14 protein-coding genes are annotated in these 14,616 nt (G+C 60.7%); 7 read left to right on the top strand and 7 right to left on the bottom strand.

The window, feature by feature from the left end; translation table 11 throughout:
* Positions 1–241 precede the first annotated feature (241 nt).
* From CJF39_RS17570 to CJF39_RS17560, 3 genes are all read right to left on the bottom strand, one after another.
* A complete protein-coding gene (locus CJF39_RS17570; protein WP_094994582.1) occupies positions 242–1,648 on the bottom strand; it encodes a sensor histidine kinase in 1,407 nt (468 codons plus the stop codon).
* Positions 1,626–2,309, bottom strand: coding sequence for a response regulator transcription factor (locus CJF39_RS17565; RefSeq protein WP_094994581.1), 684 nt, complete (start codon positions 2,307–2,309; stop codon positions 1,626–1,628). The genes CJF39_RS17570 and CJF39_RS17565 overlap by 23 nt, the downstream gene beginning before the upstream one ends.
* 135 nt (positions 2,310–2,444) lie before the next feature.
* Positions 2,445–3,980, bottom strand: coding sequence for an MFS transporter (locus tag CJF39_RS17560; RefSeq protein ID WP_094994580.1), 1,536 nt, complete (start codon positions 3,978–3,980; stop codon positions 2,445–2,447).
* 210 nt (positions 3,981–4,190) lie between these two features.
* On the opposite strand from CJF39_RS17560, the gene CJF39_RS17555 reads away from it, so the two are divergent.
* The 4 genes from CJF39_RS17555 (at position 4,191) to CJF39_RS17540 (ending at position 8,605) form a co-directional block, all read left to right on the top strand.
* On the top strand, positions 4,191–5,087 hold the full coding sequence (locus CJF39_RS17555; protein WP_094994579.1) for a LysR family transcriptional regulator: 897 nt from the start codon (positions 4,191–4,193) through the stop codon (positions 5,085–5,087).
* 139 nt (positions 5,088–5,226) lie between these two features.
* Positions 5,227–7,323, top strand: coding sequence for a putative bifunctional diguanylate cyclase/phosphodiesterase (locus CJF39_RS17550; protein WP_094994578.1), 2,097 nt, complete (start codon positions 5,227–5,229; stop codon positions 7,321–7,323).
* A gap of 63 nt (positions 7,324–7,386) precedes the next feature.
* On the top strand, positions 7,387–8,133 hold the full coding sequence (locus CJF39_RS17545; RefSeq protein WP_094994577.1) for an SDR family oxidoreductase: 747 nt from the start codon (positions 7,387–7,389) through the stop codon (positions 8,131–8,133).
* Positions 8,134–8,275: 142 nt separating this feature from the next.
* Complete coding sequence (locus tag CJF39_RS17540; RefSeq protein ID WP_094994576.1) at positions 8,276–8,605, top strand: DUF4880 domain-containing protein; 330 nt, start codon at positions 8,276–8,278, stop codon at positions 8,603–8,605.
* Here the strand turns inward: CJF39_RS17540 and CJF39_RS17535 are convergent.
* On the bottom strand, positions 8,558–9,826 hold the full coding sequence (locus CJF39_RS17535) for an AGE family epimerase/isomerase (RefSeq protein WP_094994575.1): 1,269 nt from the start codon (positions 9,824–9,826) through the stop codon (positions 8,558–8,560). The two genes, CJF39_RS17540 and CJF39_RS17535, sit on opposite strands and share 48 nt — an antisense overlap.
* Positions 9,827–9,940: 114 nt before the next feature.
* On the bottom strand, positions 9,941–10,804 hold the full coding sequence (locus tag CJF39_RS17530; RefSeq protein ID WP_094994574.1) for a LysR family transcriptional regulator: 864 nt from the start codon (positions 10,802–10,804) through the stop codon (positions 9,941–9,943).
* A 206-nt stretch (positions 10,805–11,010) separates the two neighbouring features.
* Between CJF39_RS17530 and hcnA the strand changes: the two genes are divergently transcribed.
* From hcnA to hcnC, 3 genes are read left to right on the top strand one after another with little or no spacing between them, the layout of a single operon-like run.
* Positions 11,011–11,328, top strand: a complete 318-nt coding sequence (gene hcnA / locus CJF39_RS17525; protein WP_094994573.1) for a cyanide-forming glycine dehydrogenase subunit HcnA — start codon at positions 11,011–11,013, stop codon at positions 11,326–11,328.
* The gene (gene hcnB / locus CJF39_RS17520; RefSeq protein ID WP_094994572.1) at positions 11,325–12,722 is read left to right on the top strand and encodes a cyanide-forming glycine dehydrogenase subunit HcnB; all 1,398 of its coding nucleotides are present in this window, start codon (positions 11,325–11,327) and stop codon (positions 12,720–12,722) included. Before hcnA ends, hcnB begins: the two co-directional genes overlap by 4 nt.
* A 1-nt stretch (position 12,723) precedes the next feature.
* The gene (gene hcnC / locus CJF39_RS17515; RefSeq protein ID WP_094994571.1) at positions 12,724–13,980 is read left to right on the top strand and encodes a cyanide-forming glycine dehydrogenase subunit HcnC; all 1,257 of its coding nucleotides are present in this window, start codon (positions 12,724–12,726) and stop codon (positions 13,978–13,980) included.
* Between the two features lie 64 nt (positions 13,981–14,044).
* On the opposite strand, the gene CJF39_RS17510 is transcribed toward hcnC, so the two are convergent.
* Together CJF39_RS17510 and CJF39_RS23385 are read right to left on the bottom strand one after the other, a co-directional pair.
* A complete protein-coding gene (locus CJF39_RS17510; RefSeq protein WP_094994570.1) occupies positions 14,045–14,494 on the bottom strand; it encodes a DUF1289 domain-containing protein in 450 nt (149 codons plus the stop codon).
* 45 nt (positions 14,495–14,539) lie between these two features.
* Positions 14,540–14,616: hypothetical protein (locus tag CJF39_RS23385; RefSeq protein WP_223820631.1), on the bottom strand; the 77-nt coding region annotated here is incomplete at its 5' end.

Genomic DNA, 14,616 nt, shown 5'->3' with positions numbered 1-14,616 from the left:
GTTCATATTCCTTTATAACAACCGCGTATTGACGTGACTTTTGGCCCGTCATTGCACTGAATGTGGACGGCGTTACCGTCCGTGTTTGCAAATGGTGCGGGTTGCGCACGCCGGGGCTGAATTTCCGGCTGAAAAATTGCGAACACGGATAGACAAGAAAAATCTGTGCCAAAGTGTGTCGACAGAAGTGTAAAGATGGGTTGCGATGAGGGGAGGGCGCCCCCTCGTCTTTGGGCCGCGACTACACGACCCAAGGTCGTGGTTGAGCGCTGATCAGGCTTTGCCGGCAATGCAGGCTGAGTCTGGCGCCGCCACCGGGGCGGTTGTCCACCTCGAGGCTGAAACCATGCAGGTTGACGATGGCCGCGACGATAGACAGGCCAAGGCCAAAGCCGCCGTGCTGGTCGTCGCTGCGGTAAAAACGCTGGAACACCGCTTCACGCTCAGCTTCCGCAATGCCGGGGCCCGTGTCGAGCACGTCGATGCGCACGCTGCCTTGATCGTTGACGGCGCGCAGTGTCACCTCACCACCGGACGGGGTGAACTTGATCGAGTTGCTTAACAAATTGGCCAGCGCTTCAAACAGCAGCGCGCGATCCCCGTTCAGGCCCGGTAATGGTGGCGGTGCCTCCAGTAACAAGGTGACCTGGCCTTCTTCAGCCAGCGGCAGGTAGAAGTCATACAGCTCCTGCAGCAGCGGCTGCGGGTCGAGTTGTACAAAGCCCGAGCGGCGTTGATGGTCTTCCAGTTCGGAAATGCGCAGTAACCCGCGAAAGCGCGCCATCAAGGTATCGGTTTCAGCGATCACTTGATCCATTTGCACGGCCTCGGGCGATCCTTCCGGGGCTTGCTGCTGGATGCGATACAGTTGCGCACGCAAACGGGTCAACGGGGTGCGCAAATCGTGGGCGATGTTGTCGCACACGCCTTTGACTTCGTGCATCAGCCGTTCGATGCGGTCGAGCATGGCGTTGACGATGGCCGCCAACATGTCCAGTTCGTCACGCCGGTTGGACAGCGGCAACCGATAGGTCAAATCCCCTGCGACGATCGCTTCGGCACTGGCCTGAATCGCCCGGATGCGTTGCAAGGGGCGACGTCGCAGCAAATGCCACCCTGCAATGCCGGGGATGATGGTCAGCGACAGTCCCCAAAACAGCGCATGCAAAATGATCCGTGTGACCGCGAACAGTGAACCGTTGTCGCGCACCAGCACCAGCCAGCGGCCATCGTGGGTTTGTGTGGCCACGGCGTCGCAGCTGTCTTGCGGCAGGTTGGGGTCGTCGGCGTCGACGCAAGTGCTCAGTTCATGGATCTGGCCGTCCAGGGGCAGGTCGGCGGGTATTACCTGGATCGGCCCGCTGAGGTGGCGCTGTTGCGCATCGAACAGTCCATACGCATCCACTGTTCGCAAATCAAACGTCAGGCTGGTGGCCAGCGCCTCGTCCAACTGTTCGCCCTGAAAGCGTGAAAAGAGGTGTTGGCGCTGCATCAATGAATGCTTGGCCAGATTGCCGAGGTAATCCGACACCTCGTAATACAGCACGCCCATCAAGATGCAGCTCCAGGCCACGAACAGAAAGCTGTACAGCGCCAGCAAACGGCTGCTGGAAGAACGCCAGCCCTTAGAGGGGTTCGGCAATGACATAACCCGAGCCTCGGACGGTGCGAATCAGGGGCACCTGGCCCGGCGGGTCAATCTTTTTGCGCAAACGCCCGATGTGCACGTCGATCAGGTTGGTGCCCGGGTCGAAGTGATAGCCCCAGACCTCTTCGAAAATCATCATGCGCGAGAGGATTTGCCCGGTATTGCGCATCAGGAACTCAAGCAATTTGTACTCGGTGGGCAGCAGGCTCAGCTGTTGTTCGGCGCGACTGGCTTCGCGGGTGATGAGGTTGAGTTCGAGGTCAGCCACCCGCAGCGACGTTTCATATTTGTCGGCGGGGCTTTTGCGCCGTAGCAGGACTTCGACCCGGGCCGCCATTTCGTCGCTGGCGAACGGCTTGGTCAGGTAGTCGTCGCCCCCGGCACGCAACCCGCGCACGCGCTCGTCCACATCGGAGAGGGCGCTGATCATCAAAATCGGGGTGCTGACGCCGATGGTGCGCAGGGTCGTGACAATCGCCAGTCCGTCCAGCTCGGGGAGCATGCGGTCCAGGGTAATCAAGTCATAGTCGCCACTGACGGCGCGCACCAGACCTTCCCGGCCGTTGTCCACCCAATCGACATCGAGGCCGTGGCTGCTCAATTCAGCCACGATTTCTTTCGCCGTCACGGCATCGTCTTCAATGGTCAAAATGCGGGTCATACCGTCACCTGATTAGCCTTCACAGCGGTGAGCACATTTTGCCCGCAAATAGCTGAAACGTTTCTTAATATTTCTTCATGTTCAGCCGGGCGTCAGGTGCAACGGCTTTTCGCATGCTCAAACCCTGCACGGGCTTTAAAGGGGCCGGGTAACGAGCGTCAGTTGCGGGATCGGCTTGCGCATTAACGTACCCACCACCAATGCGCCAAGTAGCCCCAGCCACCCGGCGACCCACAACACCACACTGAACCCGCTCACAAAGGCCTCAGTGGCCAGCGTCTGAATCAGGGGTTGGGCCGACAGGGGCAATGCGCTCACTGCGCCGCGCAGATCACCCGCCACCACCCGTGACGCGATGGCATGGGTTTGATCAATCCATTGCGGGGCAACGGATACGAGACTGGCATGCAGGCGCTGTTCAGCATGACTGCCGAGCAAGGCGCCGAGCACGCCAATGGCCAGCACGATGGCACTGAAACGCATGGTGGTGCTCATGCCCGAGGCCATGCCTACACGGTCGCGTGGCACGCAGGCCATGATGTTTTTTTGCGTGTCGCCATTCAGCAAACCGGCGCCTGCGCCCGTCACGGCGGTGGTCAGGGCAAAACTCAGGTAGCCGCCGTGCTCCACCGCCCAGGCGCTGAGCAGGTTGCCGCAGCCCACCAGTGTCAGCCCGGTTGCCATCAGGGTGGCCGGGCTGTAGCGCATGGCCAGGCGGGCGCCAATGCGCGGGCCAATCAACATGGTCACAGCGAAGGGCAACATGCCCAGCCCTGAATAGATGGCGCTAAACCCCAGGCCGTTCTGCAAGTAAAACGGCAGCAGGGTCATCATCACCTGTGCACAACCCGCGTAGGCGAACATGCCGAGCAGGGCGCCGATAAAGCGTGGGTGGCGGAACAGTTGCAGGTCGATCATCGGGCGCTTTTGCATCGACTCGACCCACACAAACAGCCCGAGCAGCAGCAACCCGCCAACGATCCGTGCATAGGTCAACGGGCTGTTCCAGCCAATGCGATTGGCCTCGATCAAGCCCCAGATCAGGCACAACAGGCTGGCGCTGAACACCAGGCTGCCCCACGGGTCGAGCCGCGCGGATTGCGGGTCACGGGATTCAGCGATGGCATGGTTGACCAGCGCCATGAGGAGCAGGCCCACGGGCAGGTTGAGGTAGAAAATCCAGCGCCAGCCCAGGTATTCGGTAATCAGGCCGCCGAGCGTGGGGGCGGCCGTCATGGCCACCCCCATGCACGCGCCCCAAAACGCCCAGGCCTTGGCACGTTCCACCTCGTCATGAAACGCGTGGCCGATCGAGGCCAGCGCGGAGGTCAGCAGCAGCGCGGCACCGACACCTTTGATGGCGCGGGCGATGTCCAGCAGCAAGGTGGTGGGTGCGGCCCCGCAGCCGATGGAGGCGAGGATAAAAATGCTCAGGCCCCAGAGCAGGGTCTTTTTCCGGCCAAAGCGATCGGCAATGCTTCCTGCCGGTAATAACAGTGCGGCGAACGCCAGCATGTAGGCGCTGACGACCCATTCGATGTCGACAAAATTGGCCCCCAGGTCTTGGGCGATGCTCGGCAAGGTGACGGCCACAATGTTGGTGTCGAGCACGATCAGGGCGCAGACGCCGGAGGCGCTCAGCAGGGTCAGGCGCGGGCTGACAGGTTTCATGGCCGGAACGCCCTGCACACCCTCAGGATTGCCTGTGAGGCAATGCGGCGGACGAGCGGCTGCGTGAAGTGACTGAGCGGCACGGTAGGTCGTAATTTGACGGACATGGAAGCGGCTCTCTAGTGTGACGGTCGGCACAGGTTAACGCGGTGCCAGCACGGGTCGGTTAGGCATCGACCGGGACTTCATTACCTATGAGCTAATGCACCCATGGACATACGTCATTTCCGCTACTTTCTGGCGGTTGCGCAGCAACGCAATTTCACCCGCGCGGCCGAGGTGCTAGGCATTGCGCCGCCTACCCTGAGTCGGCAAGTGCAGGATCTGGAAGCCGAGTTGGGGGTGCGTCTGTTTGTGCGCGAGCAACGTCAGGTAAGCCTGACCCAGGCCGGCGAGGCGTTATTGCCTGAGGCCCAGGCCACGGTGAGTCAGTTCGAACGGGCCCGGCGCCACGCACAGCGGGCAGGTCGCGGCGAGACCGGGCATATCGAGTTGGGGTATGTGGCGTCCGCAGTCTATTCCGGGGTTTTACAGCGCCAAGTGCAGGGCTTTTGCCGCGAATCAGGCGAAGTCAGCCTGTCGGTACGTGAGGCCGCCATGGCGAGTTTGCCAACGATGGTGGCTGAAGGCCGCTTCGATATTGGCTATGTGCGCTCGCCCATGGCGTTGCCCGACGGGGTGGAGGCGGTTCGTCTGAATGCAGAAGGCTTTGTCTTGGCGCTGGCGGCGCACGCATGGCTGGCACGTTTAAAGGTCATCAGCCCCGAACACCTGCAAAACGAAACGTTTGTGTTGCCCGAGCAAATCAGCGGGACGTTGCAGGTAGCCAGTCAAGGTGGTTTCGCGCCCAGGCTTGGCCCGCAACCCGGCGGGCTGGTGGCGGTGATCGCGCTGGTGTCGCTGGGGCAGGGAGTCGCGGTGGTGCCTGCCTCGGTAGTCGGGCAGATCAGCTTGCCAGGGGTGGTTTATCGGCAGATCGAGGGCTGTGACGTCACCTCGTGGCTGTCGTTGATCCACCGGCGCTTTGAAAAGTCGGCGGTGGTGGCGCGTTATATCGAGCATGCCAGGCGGGATTTTCGGCTTCATCCACCGGCTTGCGGCGATTGATCCGGAACGGGCAACGGCCAGTTCGTCAGATGCTGGCAATTAGCCTATGTCTGTGCGTGCGTTTGCCCATGGAATCAGTACAATCGCGCACTTTTCACTGTGCATGGATGCCGTTCGGCTTGCGCTCTGCAGAAGGTCCATGGTTTTGGCAAGTTACTCCCCCGCGTTGGTTCTAATTTCTTTGTGTGTGGCCATTCTTGCTTCCTACACTGCCCTTGACCTGAGCGGTCGCATCGGCACGGCGAACGGCCGTGCAGCTTACCTATGGATAGGTGGCGGTGCATTGGCGATGGGGTTTGGCGTGTGGTCGATGCACTTCATCGGCATGCTCGCGCTGTCCTTGCCGATTGAACTGGGCTACGACCTCGGGCTGACCGTGTGGTCGTTGCTGGTGGCGATTCTTTCATCGGGTTTTGCTTTGTGGCTGGTCAGTCAGCCGCGGCTGCCAGCGCTGCAACTGCTCTATGGTGCCCTGATCATGGGCGCGGGCATCAGCGCCATGCACTACAGCGGCATGGCGGCGTTGCGCATGCAGCCGGGGATCGACTACGACCCTGCGTTGTTCGGTTTATCGCTGGTGATCGCGGTGGCGGCGTCAGCGGCAGCGTTGATGATTGCGTTCCGTTTGCGTCAACAAACACCCTATGTGCGCCTGGCTCGGGCTGGGGCAGCAGTCGTCATGGGCCTGGCAATTGTCGGCATGCATTTTACCGGCATGGCGGCGGCCAGTTTTCCTGAAGGCAGTTTTTGCGGCGCAGCCCTGAATGGCCTGAGCGCCAAGGGGCTCGACAATCTGGTACTGGTGGCGAGCCTTGCAGTCATGACCATCGCACTGCTGACCTCGATTTTTGATGCCCGACTCGATGCCCGCACCGCGGCACTGGCGCAATCGCTGACCCTGGCCAATGAAGAACTGACCCAGCTTGCCTTGCATGACAACCTGACCGGGTTGCCCAATCGCATCCTGCTGGCCGACCGCATCGGGCAGGCCCAGCGCAAAGTGGCGGAACAGGGCGGTTGTTTTTCATTGATGTTCATTGACCTGGATGGTTTCAAACCGGTCAACGATGCCTTTGGTCATCACTTGGGCGATCGTTTGCTGCGCGAAGTGGCCCAGCGGTTGCGTCAACAGTTGCGGGGGCAGGACACGCTGGCGCGCATCGGCGGCGATGAGTTTGTGATGCTGGTGCGCCTGGCCGAAGCCAACGATGCACCGCAGGTGGCTGCGCGGCAAGTCAGTCTGCTGTCGCGTTCATTTCAGGTGGACGAGCATCAACTGCAAATCTCCGCCAGCATTGGCATTGCGCTGTACCCCGGCAATGGCGTCAGCGCTGAAGAACTATTGATGAACGCTGACGCAGCGATGTACCACGCCAAAGGCGCTGGCAAGAACGGTTACAGTTTTTTTGATGTGTCGATGAACACCAATGCGCGCAAGCAATTGCAATTGCTGCAGGATTTGCGTCAAGCGCTGGCGCAACAGCAGTTCAGTTTGCACTATCAGCCCAAGATTGATGCCAGCAACGGCCAGCCAGTGGGAGCCGAGGCGTTGTTGCGCTGGGAGCATCCGCAGCAAGGGCTGTTGATGCCTGATGCGTTTATCGGCGTAGCGGAAAAAACCGGTTTGATCATCCCCATCGGTGAGTGGGTACTCAATGAGGCCTGTCGCCAAATGCGAGTGTGGTTCGATCAGGGTTACAGCCATTGGCGGGTTGCGGTGAACCTGTCGGCGTTGCAGTTTTGTCACAAGGGGCTGGTCGACAGCGTGGCGTGTGCGTTGGCCCGCCATCAATTGCCAGCTAACAGCCTGACCCTGGAAATTACCGAGACCACGGCCATGAGCGACGCGGATGCCAGCATGACCGTGTTGCAACAGCTGTCCCTGATGGGCGTCGACTTGTCCATCGACGATTTCGGCACCGGGTATTCAAGCTTGATGTACCTCAAACGCTTGCCCGCCAACGAACTCAAGATTGACCGCGGTTTTGTCCGTGATCTGGAGCACGACAGTGATGACGCGGCCATTGTGTCGGCCATTGTCGCGCTGGGTCAGGCATTGGGCCTGCGGATTGTGGCTGAGGGTGTCGAGACCGACACCCAGCAAAGTTTCCTCACCACGCTGGGCTGCGATGCTTTGCAGGGCTATCTGTTGGGGCACCCAAAGCCTGCGCAACAGTTCATGGCCGATATCCACCGCGTTCAGCAAACAGCCGGGGTCCCTGACGCCGCGCACTGACAAAGGCGTGCCGCCCGGTTATTCTGGCCGCAGGTTTACACCGTGAATGGGGAACGCGTATTTATGGACAAAGTCATCGTGATCACCGGTGGCAGCCGTGGCATTGGTGCAGCAACGGCATTGTTGGCTGCCCGGCAGGGCTACAAGATTTGTATCAATTATCTGGCGGACGACGCGGCGGCGCATGAGGTGCTGGAGCAGGTGCGCGCACTGGGCGCGCAGGCAATCAGTGTGCGGGCCGATGTCAGCAATGAAGATGAAGTCATCAGCCTGTTCCTGCGGGTTGACCAGGAGCTGGGGCCGGTGACGGCGCTGGTCAACAATGCGGGTACGGTCGGACACAAGTCGCGGCTGGAAGAGATGTCCGAGTTCCGCGTGCTGCATACCCTTAAAACCAACGTGTTAGGCCCCATCCTGTGCGCCAAGCATGCAGTGCTGCGCATGTCGCCCCGGTATGGCGGCCAAGGCGGCAATATCGTCAATGTGTCTTCGGTGGCGGCGCGGCTGGGGTCACCGGGCGAATACGTCGACTACGCGGCTTCCAAAGGTGCGCTGGACGCTTTCACCATCGGCCTGTCCAAAGAGCTTGCGGGCGAGGGTATCCGGGTCAACGCTGTGCGACCGGGGTACATCTTTACTGACTTCCACGCCTTGAGCGGCGATCCGGGCCGTGTCAGCAAGCTGGAGCCCATGATCCCCATGGGCCGGGGCGGGCGCCCGGAGGAGGTCGCGGAGGCGATTGTCTGGCTACTGTCCGACAAAGCGTCTTACGCCACGGGCACCTTTGTGGACATGGCTGGCGGCCGGTGATTGTGCAGGCGGCAAAAACAGACGTGTCTGTCATGCCCCTGCAGCCTGCGCCACCTTGCAATTCATATTGATATCCCGATAATGCGACTTATTACTATTTAAGTTCGGTTATCTTATGAGTTGTTCGAGTGGCGCAGTCCCTATGAGCAAAAGCAGCGTTGACCCCATAACCCGTGCAGCTGTTGAGTGGATGTTGCTGCTTGAGTCCGGTCATGCCTGCCCGTCAGAGCGTCAGGTGTTCAAGGCCTGGCTGGCTGAAGACCCCGCGCATCTGGCGGCATGGCAGCGTGTCGCCAATGCGCTGAGTTTCAACCCGCGAGCGCGCGCGACCGACCCCGACTTGCTCAAGCAGGTGCAACGCATGTTGAACGGGCGTTCCTTCTTCACCCGGCACAAAGCCCTGCAACACGCCCTGTTGGCCGTCTTAGTCGGTTTGGGCGTGCTGGCGTCCGGGCTGTTGTGCCAGGGCTGAGGCCAGACTGACCGCTAACGGAAGGCGCGGCAGCAGGGTGGCCTGATACGCGTGGTACAAGTCCGGTTTGCCCGACCAGATGCGCGCTGAAGGCTGGTTGTTCGGGTCCAGTTCGTGATGCCAGCTGCCGTGCTGACGATCGATCAGGTACTGGTCGATAAACGCCCAGAAGCACTGACCCCACTGTTCATATTCCGCTTCCCCCGTGCGCTGCCATAACGCCGCGGCCGCGGCCGAGGCTTCGGCCACTGTCCAGTGCAGACGTTCGCGCACCAGCGGTCGGTTATCCCAATCCAGTGTGTACACCACGCCGGGCTGCCCATCGGCATTCCAGCCATGTAGGCACGCGCTGTGAAACAGTTGCCGGGCATCGCTCAGTAGCCAGTCTGGCGTTGGCATGCCGCGTCGAGTGCGCGCCGCTTCCAGATGCAACAACAGACGCGCCCACTCAAAGGCATGGCCAGGGGTTTTGCCGAAAGGGCGGAAGGGGTCGGCCGGGTTGTCGCGGTTGTAGTCGGGCAGCGGTTGCCATTGCGCATCAAAGTGTTCGACCGGCAAGTACCCGGCCTGAGCTGCCTGGACATGGATGACCCGCTCGGCGATACGCAAAGCGCGGTCCAGCCACAGGTTTTCGTCCAGTACATCGGCCAGCGCCAGAAAGGTTTCGACGCCGTGCATGTTGCTGTTGGCGCCGCGATACGCCTCGCACTCGCTCCAGTCGTCCGCGAAGGACTCCAGTAACGCCCCTTCGGCGTCGTTCCAGAATGTGCCTTCCAAGAGCGCCACTGCATCCCCCAGTAACTGGGCAGAGCCGCGTCGGCCGGCCACCGCTGCCGAGCTGAAGGCCAGTGCTACAAAGGCATGCAGATAGGCTTGTTTGCGGTTATTACCGGTCTGCGCGTGCGGGACGGCAAACCAGCCCCCATGACGGGCATCGCGCAACGGGCCTGCCAGCGCCGCCAGCCCGTGATCAATCAACTGAGCACAGCCGGGCAGGCCTTGCAGGTGGGCGAGGGCGAAGCTGTGAACCATGCGTGCCGTGGTCATGGTATCGGCACGGGCGCTGTCGGGGCGCTGGCCAAATGGGTCGAGGCGGGCAAATCCATCAGCCACGCGGGCGGCGCGGGCGAAGTCCACCAGCCGCCGTCCTTCGTCTTCCAGCCAGCGGTGGTGGGCACTGCACGCCATCCAGCCAGCGTCGGTGCGGGTAAGGTCGGACATGGGTCACCTGTGTTGTCATTGTTATTCAGCGTTGCAGCAGCCTAAGGGATAGCGCGGCCGCTGCAAAGCTGAAAGGTTTCAGGTGCCTGAGGTTTCATCAAGGCGCAGGGCAGATCAAACTTCCGGCCCCCAGCGCTGCGACCAGTCACTGTCCAGCTTGACGATGTCGCGCAGCAATTCCAGTGCCTGTTGCAAGGCCGGGCAATCGCGCTCGCGTGAATACACCAGGTAGGTCGGGTAACTGAATTCAGGTGCTTTGGGTACCCGTTCCAGTGCGCCGCTGTTGAGGTAGCTTTGCACCACGCGCGTGCGGAAGTAGCCGCTGCCGCCGTTCTCAAGGATGTAATGCAGCGCTACTGGCCCGAGGTTGAAACTGATGGCGGCCCGCGCCTTTTCCGGCAAGGCGGCATCATGCTGAAGGCGAAAATCGTCGCCCCAATCCACGTACACATAGGGATCGGGCATCGCGGGGCGGCGTATCTGGATCAGCTTTTCTTCCAGCAGTTGCTCCACCTGCACCCCTGGCCAGTACGCGGGCCGGTACACCAGTGCGGCGTCCAGCAAGCCCATTTCAACCTGCCGCAACAATTGCTCGCCATCCCGGATCTGCACGCGCACGGCATGGGACGTGAGGTGCTGACGCAGGGCTTTGGTCCAGCTGAGGATCAGCGGGTTACACAAGCTGACCTCGCCTGCGATGTGCAGCACCCGGTCGAGCCCTTCAGGGCGCGGCAGGTCACGCCGCGCTGCTTCCCAGGTTTGCAACAACTGGTTGGCATACACCACAAACGCTTCGCCTTCAGGGGTTAATTTCGCCCCGGCGCGGTTGCGGATGAACAGCGTCACCCCCAGCAGGCTTTCGAGTTTTTGCACCCGCGCCGTGACGGCAGTCTGGGTTACGTGCAAGTTCTCGGCAGCGCCGGCAAGGCTGCCGTAGCGAACAATCTCAAGGAAAGTGCGAGCCAGATCGAGGTCCATGGGGGGGCGCCAACATGCAAAGGGCATTCAGTGTAAGTGCATTGCGTCGAGAATTCGAAAAAGGGGGCTGATCTATTGGCTTATATCAATGCTTATTTTCACCAATCGACTAACGTTCTGGCCTTGGTTCCCAGTGACCAAGACCTCTGGCTGCCTAAAAGCCGGAGGCCCGCGCTAAGCAGTTCAAAAAAGGACTACATAAGAAAATGGATGATTTGAACCGGCAGTACGACATTCAACCTTTAATGCAGGCGGATATGACCATCCTGCTCAATGGTCAGGCGGTGAGCGCTGCTGAAGGCGAAACCGTACTCAGTGTCTTGAACGCGGTAGGTGTACGCCAGGTGTCGGCCAACGACCACGGGCAGGCCAGCGGCGCATATTGCGGCATGGGCGTGTGCTATTGCTGTCTGGTCAACATCGACGGGCGGCATAAGCGCCGGGCCTGTCAGACCGTGGTGCGCCCCGGCATGAAAGTCGAAACCGGGCAAAACCGGGTCGCTGAACAGGAGCCTGCACGATGAGCCTTAATCCTGTGATTGTCGGCGGCGGCCCGGCCGGTATGTCGGCGGCCATTGAACTGGCGCAGCACGGTGTACAGAGCACGGTGCTGGAAGAAGCCTCACGCTTGGGTGGTGTCGTCTATCGCGGGCCGCTGCGCGAAGGCGTGGAGCTCGATTATTTGGGCGAACGTTACAAAGACGCACTGCATAAGCTGCACGGCGAATTCGCCGCGATTGCCCAGCATGTCGATGTGCGCCTCAACCACCGGGTGATCGGCGGTCAGGGTGAACAGCGCCTGCAATTGCTGAATGCCGAGGAACAGGTGCAGGAAATTGCCTTCGCGCAGCTGCTGCTGTCCGCAGGCTGCCATGAGCGCAGCGTGCCCTTTCCGGGCTGGACCACCCCCGGCGTGATTATGCTCGGCGGTCTGCAATTGCAAATCAAAAGCGGTGTGGTCAAGCCCAAAGGCCCGGTGCTGATTGCCGGTACGGGGCCGCTGTTAATGTTGGTTGCCTGTCAATTGCATGCGGCGGGCGTGGAAGTGGCCGGGGTGTATGAAGCCTGTGAGTTCGGCCGTATCGCCAAAGAAAGCCTCGCGCTGCTCAATCAGCCGCAACTGTTCCTTGATGGCCTGAGCATGCTGGTTTACCTCAAGCGCCATGGCATTACCTTGCGTTATGGCTGGGGGGTGGTTGAGGCCATTGGCGATGGTGAGGTGCAAGCGGTCAAGGTGGCGCCCTATGACAGCCACTGGCAAGCAGACGTGAGCAAGGCCCAGACGGTGATGGCACGCACCTTGGCCGTAGGCTATGGCTTTATCCCGCGTACCCAGCTCACCCAGCAAATGGGGCTGGAACACGCTTACAACGTGGACGGTTATCTGGCGGCCACGGCCAACAGCTGGCAGCAGAGCAGCCAGCCCGCCATTCACCTGGCGGGGGATGTCACCGGGTTGCGCGGCGGCGAAGCCGCGATGCTGACCGGGCGCATCGCGGCCCTGTCGATTTTGTTGCAACGCGGGGTGCTCAGTGAAAAGCAGGCCCTCGAACAGCGTCGTGCCTACCTCTCCCAACTCAATACCATCGTGCGCTTTCGCGGCGGGATTGACCGCTACACGCAACGTGGCACGCGTCAGATTGACTTGCCACAGGCCGACACCGTGGTCTGCCGTTGCGAACACGTGACCCGCGCCGACATCGACCTGGCCCTCAGCCAAGGTGTACAGGACATGGCCGGTTTGAAGATGCGCACACGGGTCAGCATGGGCGACTGCCAAGGGCGCATGTGCGTTGGCTATTGCAGCGACCGTCTGCGCGACGCTACCGGGCGCAAGGACGTGGGCTGGTTGCGCCCGCGCTTCCCGCTGGAACCCGTGCCATTTTCGGCCTTCACCAATGCCTGCAAGGATGCCTGACATGATCAAAACGTATGACGTAGTCATTGCCGGTGGCGGCGTGATCGGCGCTTCAATCGCCTATCACCTGTCACGGCGCAAGGATCTGAAAATCGCCATGATCGACTGCAAGCGCCCCGGCAATGCCAGCCGTGCCTCGGCGGGCGGATTGTGGGCCATCGGCGAGTCGGTGGGGCTGGGCTGCGGGGTGATTTTCTTTCGCATGATGTCGGCTGAACGCAAGCGCGAAGCCCAGGGTTCGGCAGTGGTGGTGGATTCCAGCACGCCGCATATCCTGCCCGACTGCTTCTTCGACTTTGCCTTGCAGTCCAACGCGCTGTACCCCGGCCTGCATGAGGAACTCAAAGAAAAACACGGCATGGACTTCAAGTTCGAGCGCACCGGTCTCAAATACGTGATTTACGACGACGAAGACCGCCTCTACGCCGAGCACATCGTCGCCAATATTGCGCATCTGGCCCATGAGGTGCGCTGGCTTGACCAGGCCGCGCTGCGCGAGTCCGAGCCGAGCGTCAGCCACGATGCGCAGGGAGCGCTGGAGTTTTTGTGCGACCACCAGGTCAGCCCGTTCCGCCTTACCGACGCCTACACCGAGGGTGCCCGCCAAAATGGCGTGGACCTGTTCTTCAACACCAACGTCACGGGCGTGTTGCGTCAAGGTTCGAAAGTGCTGGGCGTGCGCACGGACAACGAAGGGGTGTTCCACAGCACAACCCTGATCAACGCGGCAGGTGCGTGGGCGGCCGAGCTGAGCGTCATGGCCACCGGCATGAGCATCCCGGTTGCGCCGGTCAAGGGCCAGATCGTGCTCACCGAGCGTATGCCCAAATTACTCAACGGGTGTTTGACCACCAGCGATTGCTACCTGGCGCAGAAAGACAACGGCGAAATCCTGATCGGCAGCACCACCGAAGACAAAGGCTTCGACGTGACCACCACCTTCCCGGAAATCAGCGGTTTGGTGCAGGGCGCCATGCGTTGCATCCCGGAACTCAAAGACGTCAACCTCAAGCGCACGTGGGCGGGGTTGCGTCCGGGGTCGCCGGATGAACTGCCGATTCTGGGGCCGATGGCGGGGGTGGAGGGGTATTTGAATGCCTGCGGTCACTTCCGCACGGGCATTCTGACGTCGGCCATTACCGGCGTCATGCTGGATGCATTGGTACGCAATGAACCCTTGCCACTGGACGTGACGCCATTTCTGGCTGACCGTTTTGACCTGCAGCCGGTGGGGCTAGCTAAAGTCATCGGCGCCTGACGCACCCCTCACCTGTGGGGGCCAGTCAACTGGCGCCCACAGTGTCGAGTGTCAACGGCACGTGTTAAAGCTCGTGCGCCTGGATGCGCTGGTAGTGCATCTCGGACAGCACAAAGAACTCTTTGTCGATTAAGGCTCGCACGTCCACCAGCGGCATACCCCGGATTTGCGGGGCGAGCCGTATGCCGTAATGCTCGATGTTCTTGATCGTGTCCGCCCCTCGCCAAATCACCTGATACGCCAAGTAGTAAATGGAGTGTTCGGGTCGCAGTTGAATCTTGCGCCGGGCCAGTTGGTCCTTGAGCAAGGCTTCATCGAACACATCCACCAACCCTTGCGTAACACGGTCGAGCAAGTGCTCAAGCCGCCACAATACGGCTTGTTTGTCCGTTTCCGAATACCCGTTCCAACCCACAATTTCATGGTGAAAGCGTTTGCATCCGCGGCACACGAGGTCCCCAAAAACCGTCGAGCACAGCCCCACGCAAGGGGTTTTTATTTTCTGGCTACACATAAGTATCAGTTTGAAAAAAATGAAGGCCGCATTGGGCCGATTGGCTCAGTCCCAGCTCAGTGCGCCGCCCGTTTGGTACTCGATCACGCGAGTCTCGAAGAAGTTTTTCTCTTTCTTCAAGT

Source organism: Pseudomonas lundensis (assembly GCF_002269125.1).
Taxonomy (GTDB): domain Bacteria; phylum Pseudomonadota; class Gammaproteobacteria; order Pseudomonadales; family Pseudomonadaceae; genus Aquipseudomonas; species Aquipseudomonas lundensis_A.
This window is presented reverse-complemented; position numbering and strand designations above follow the sequence as displayed.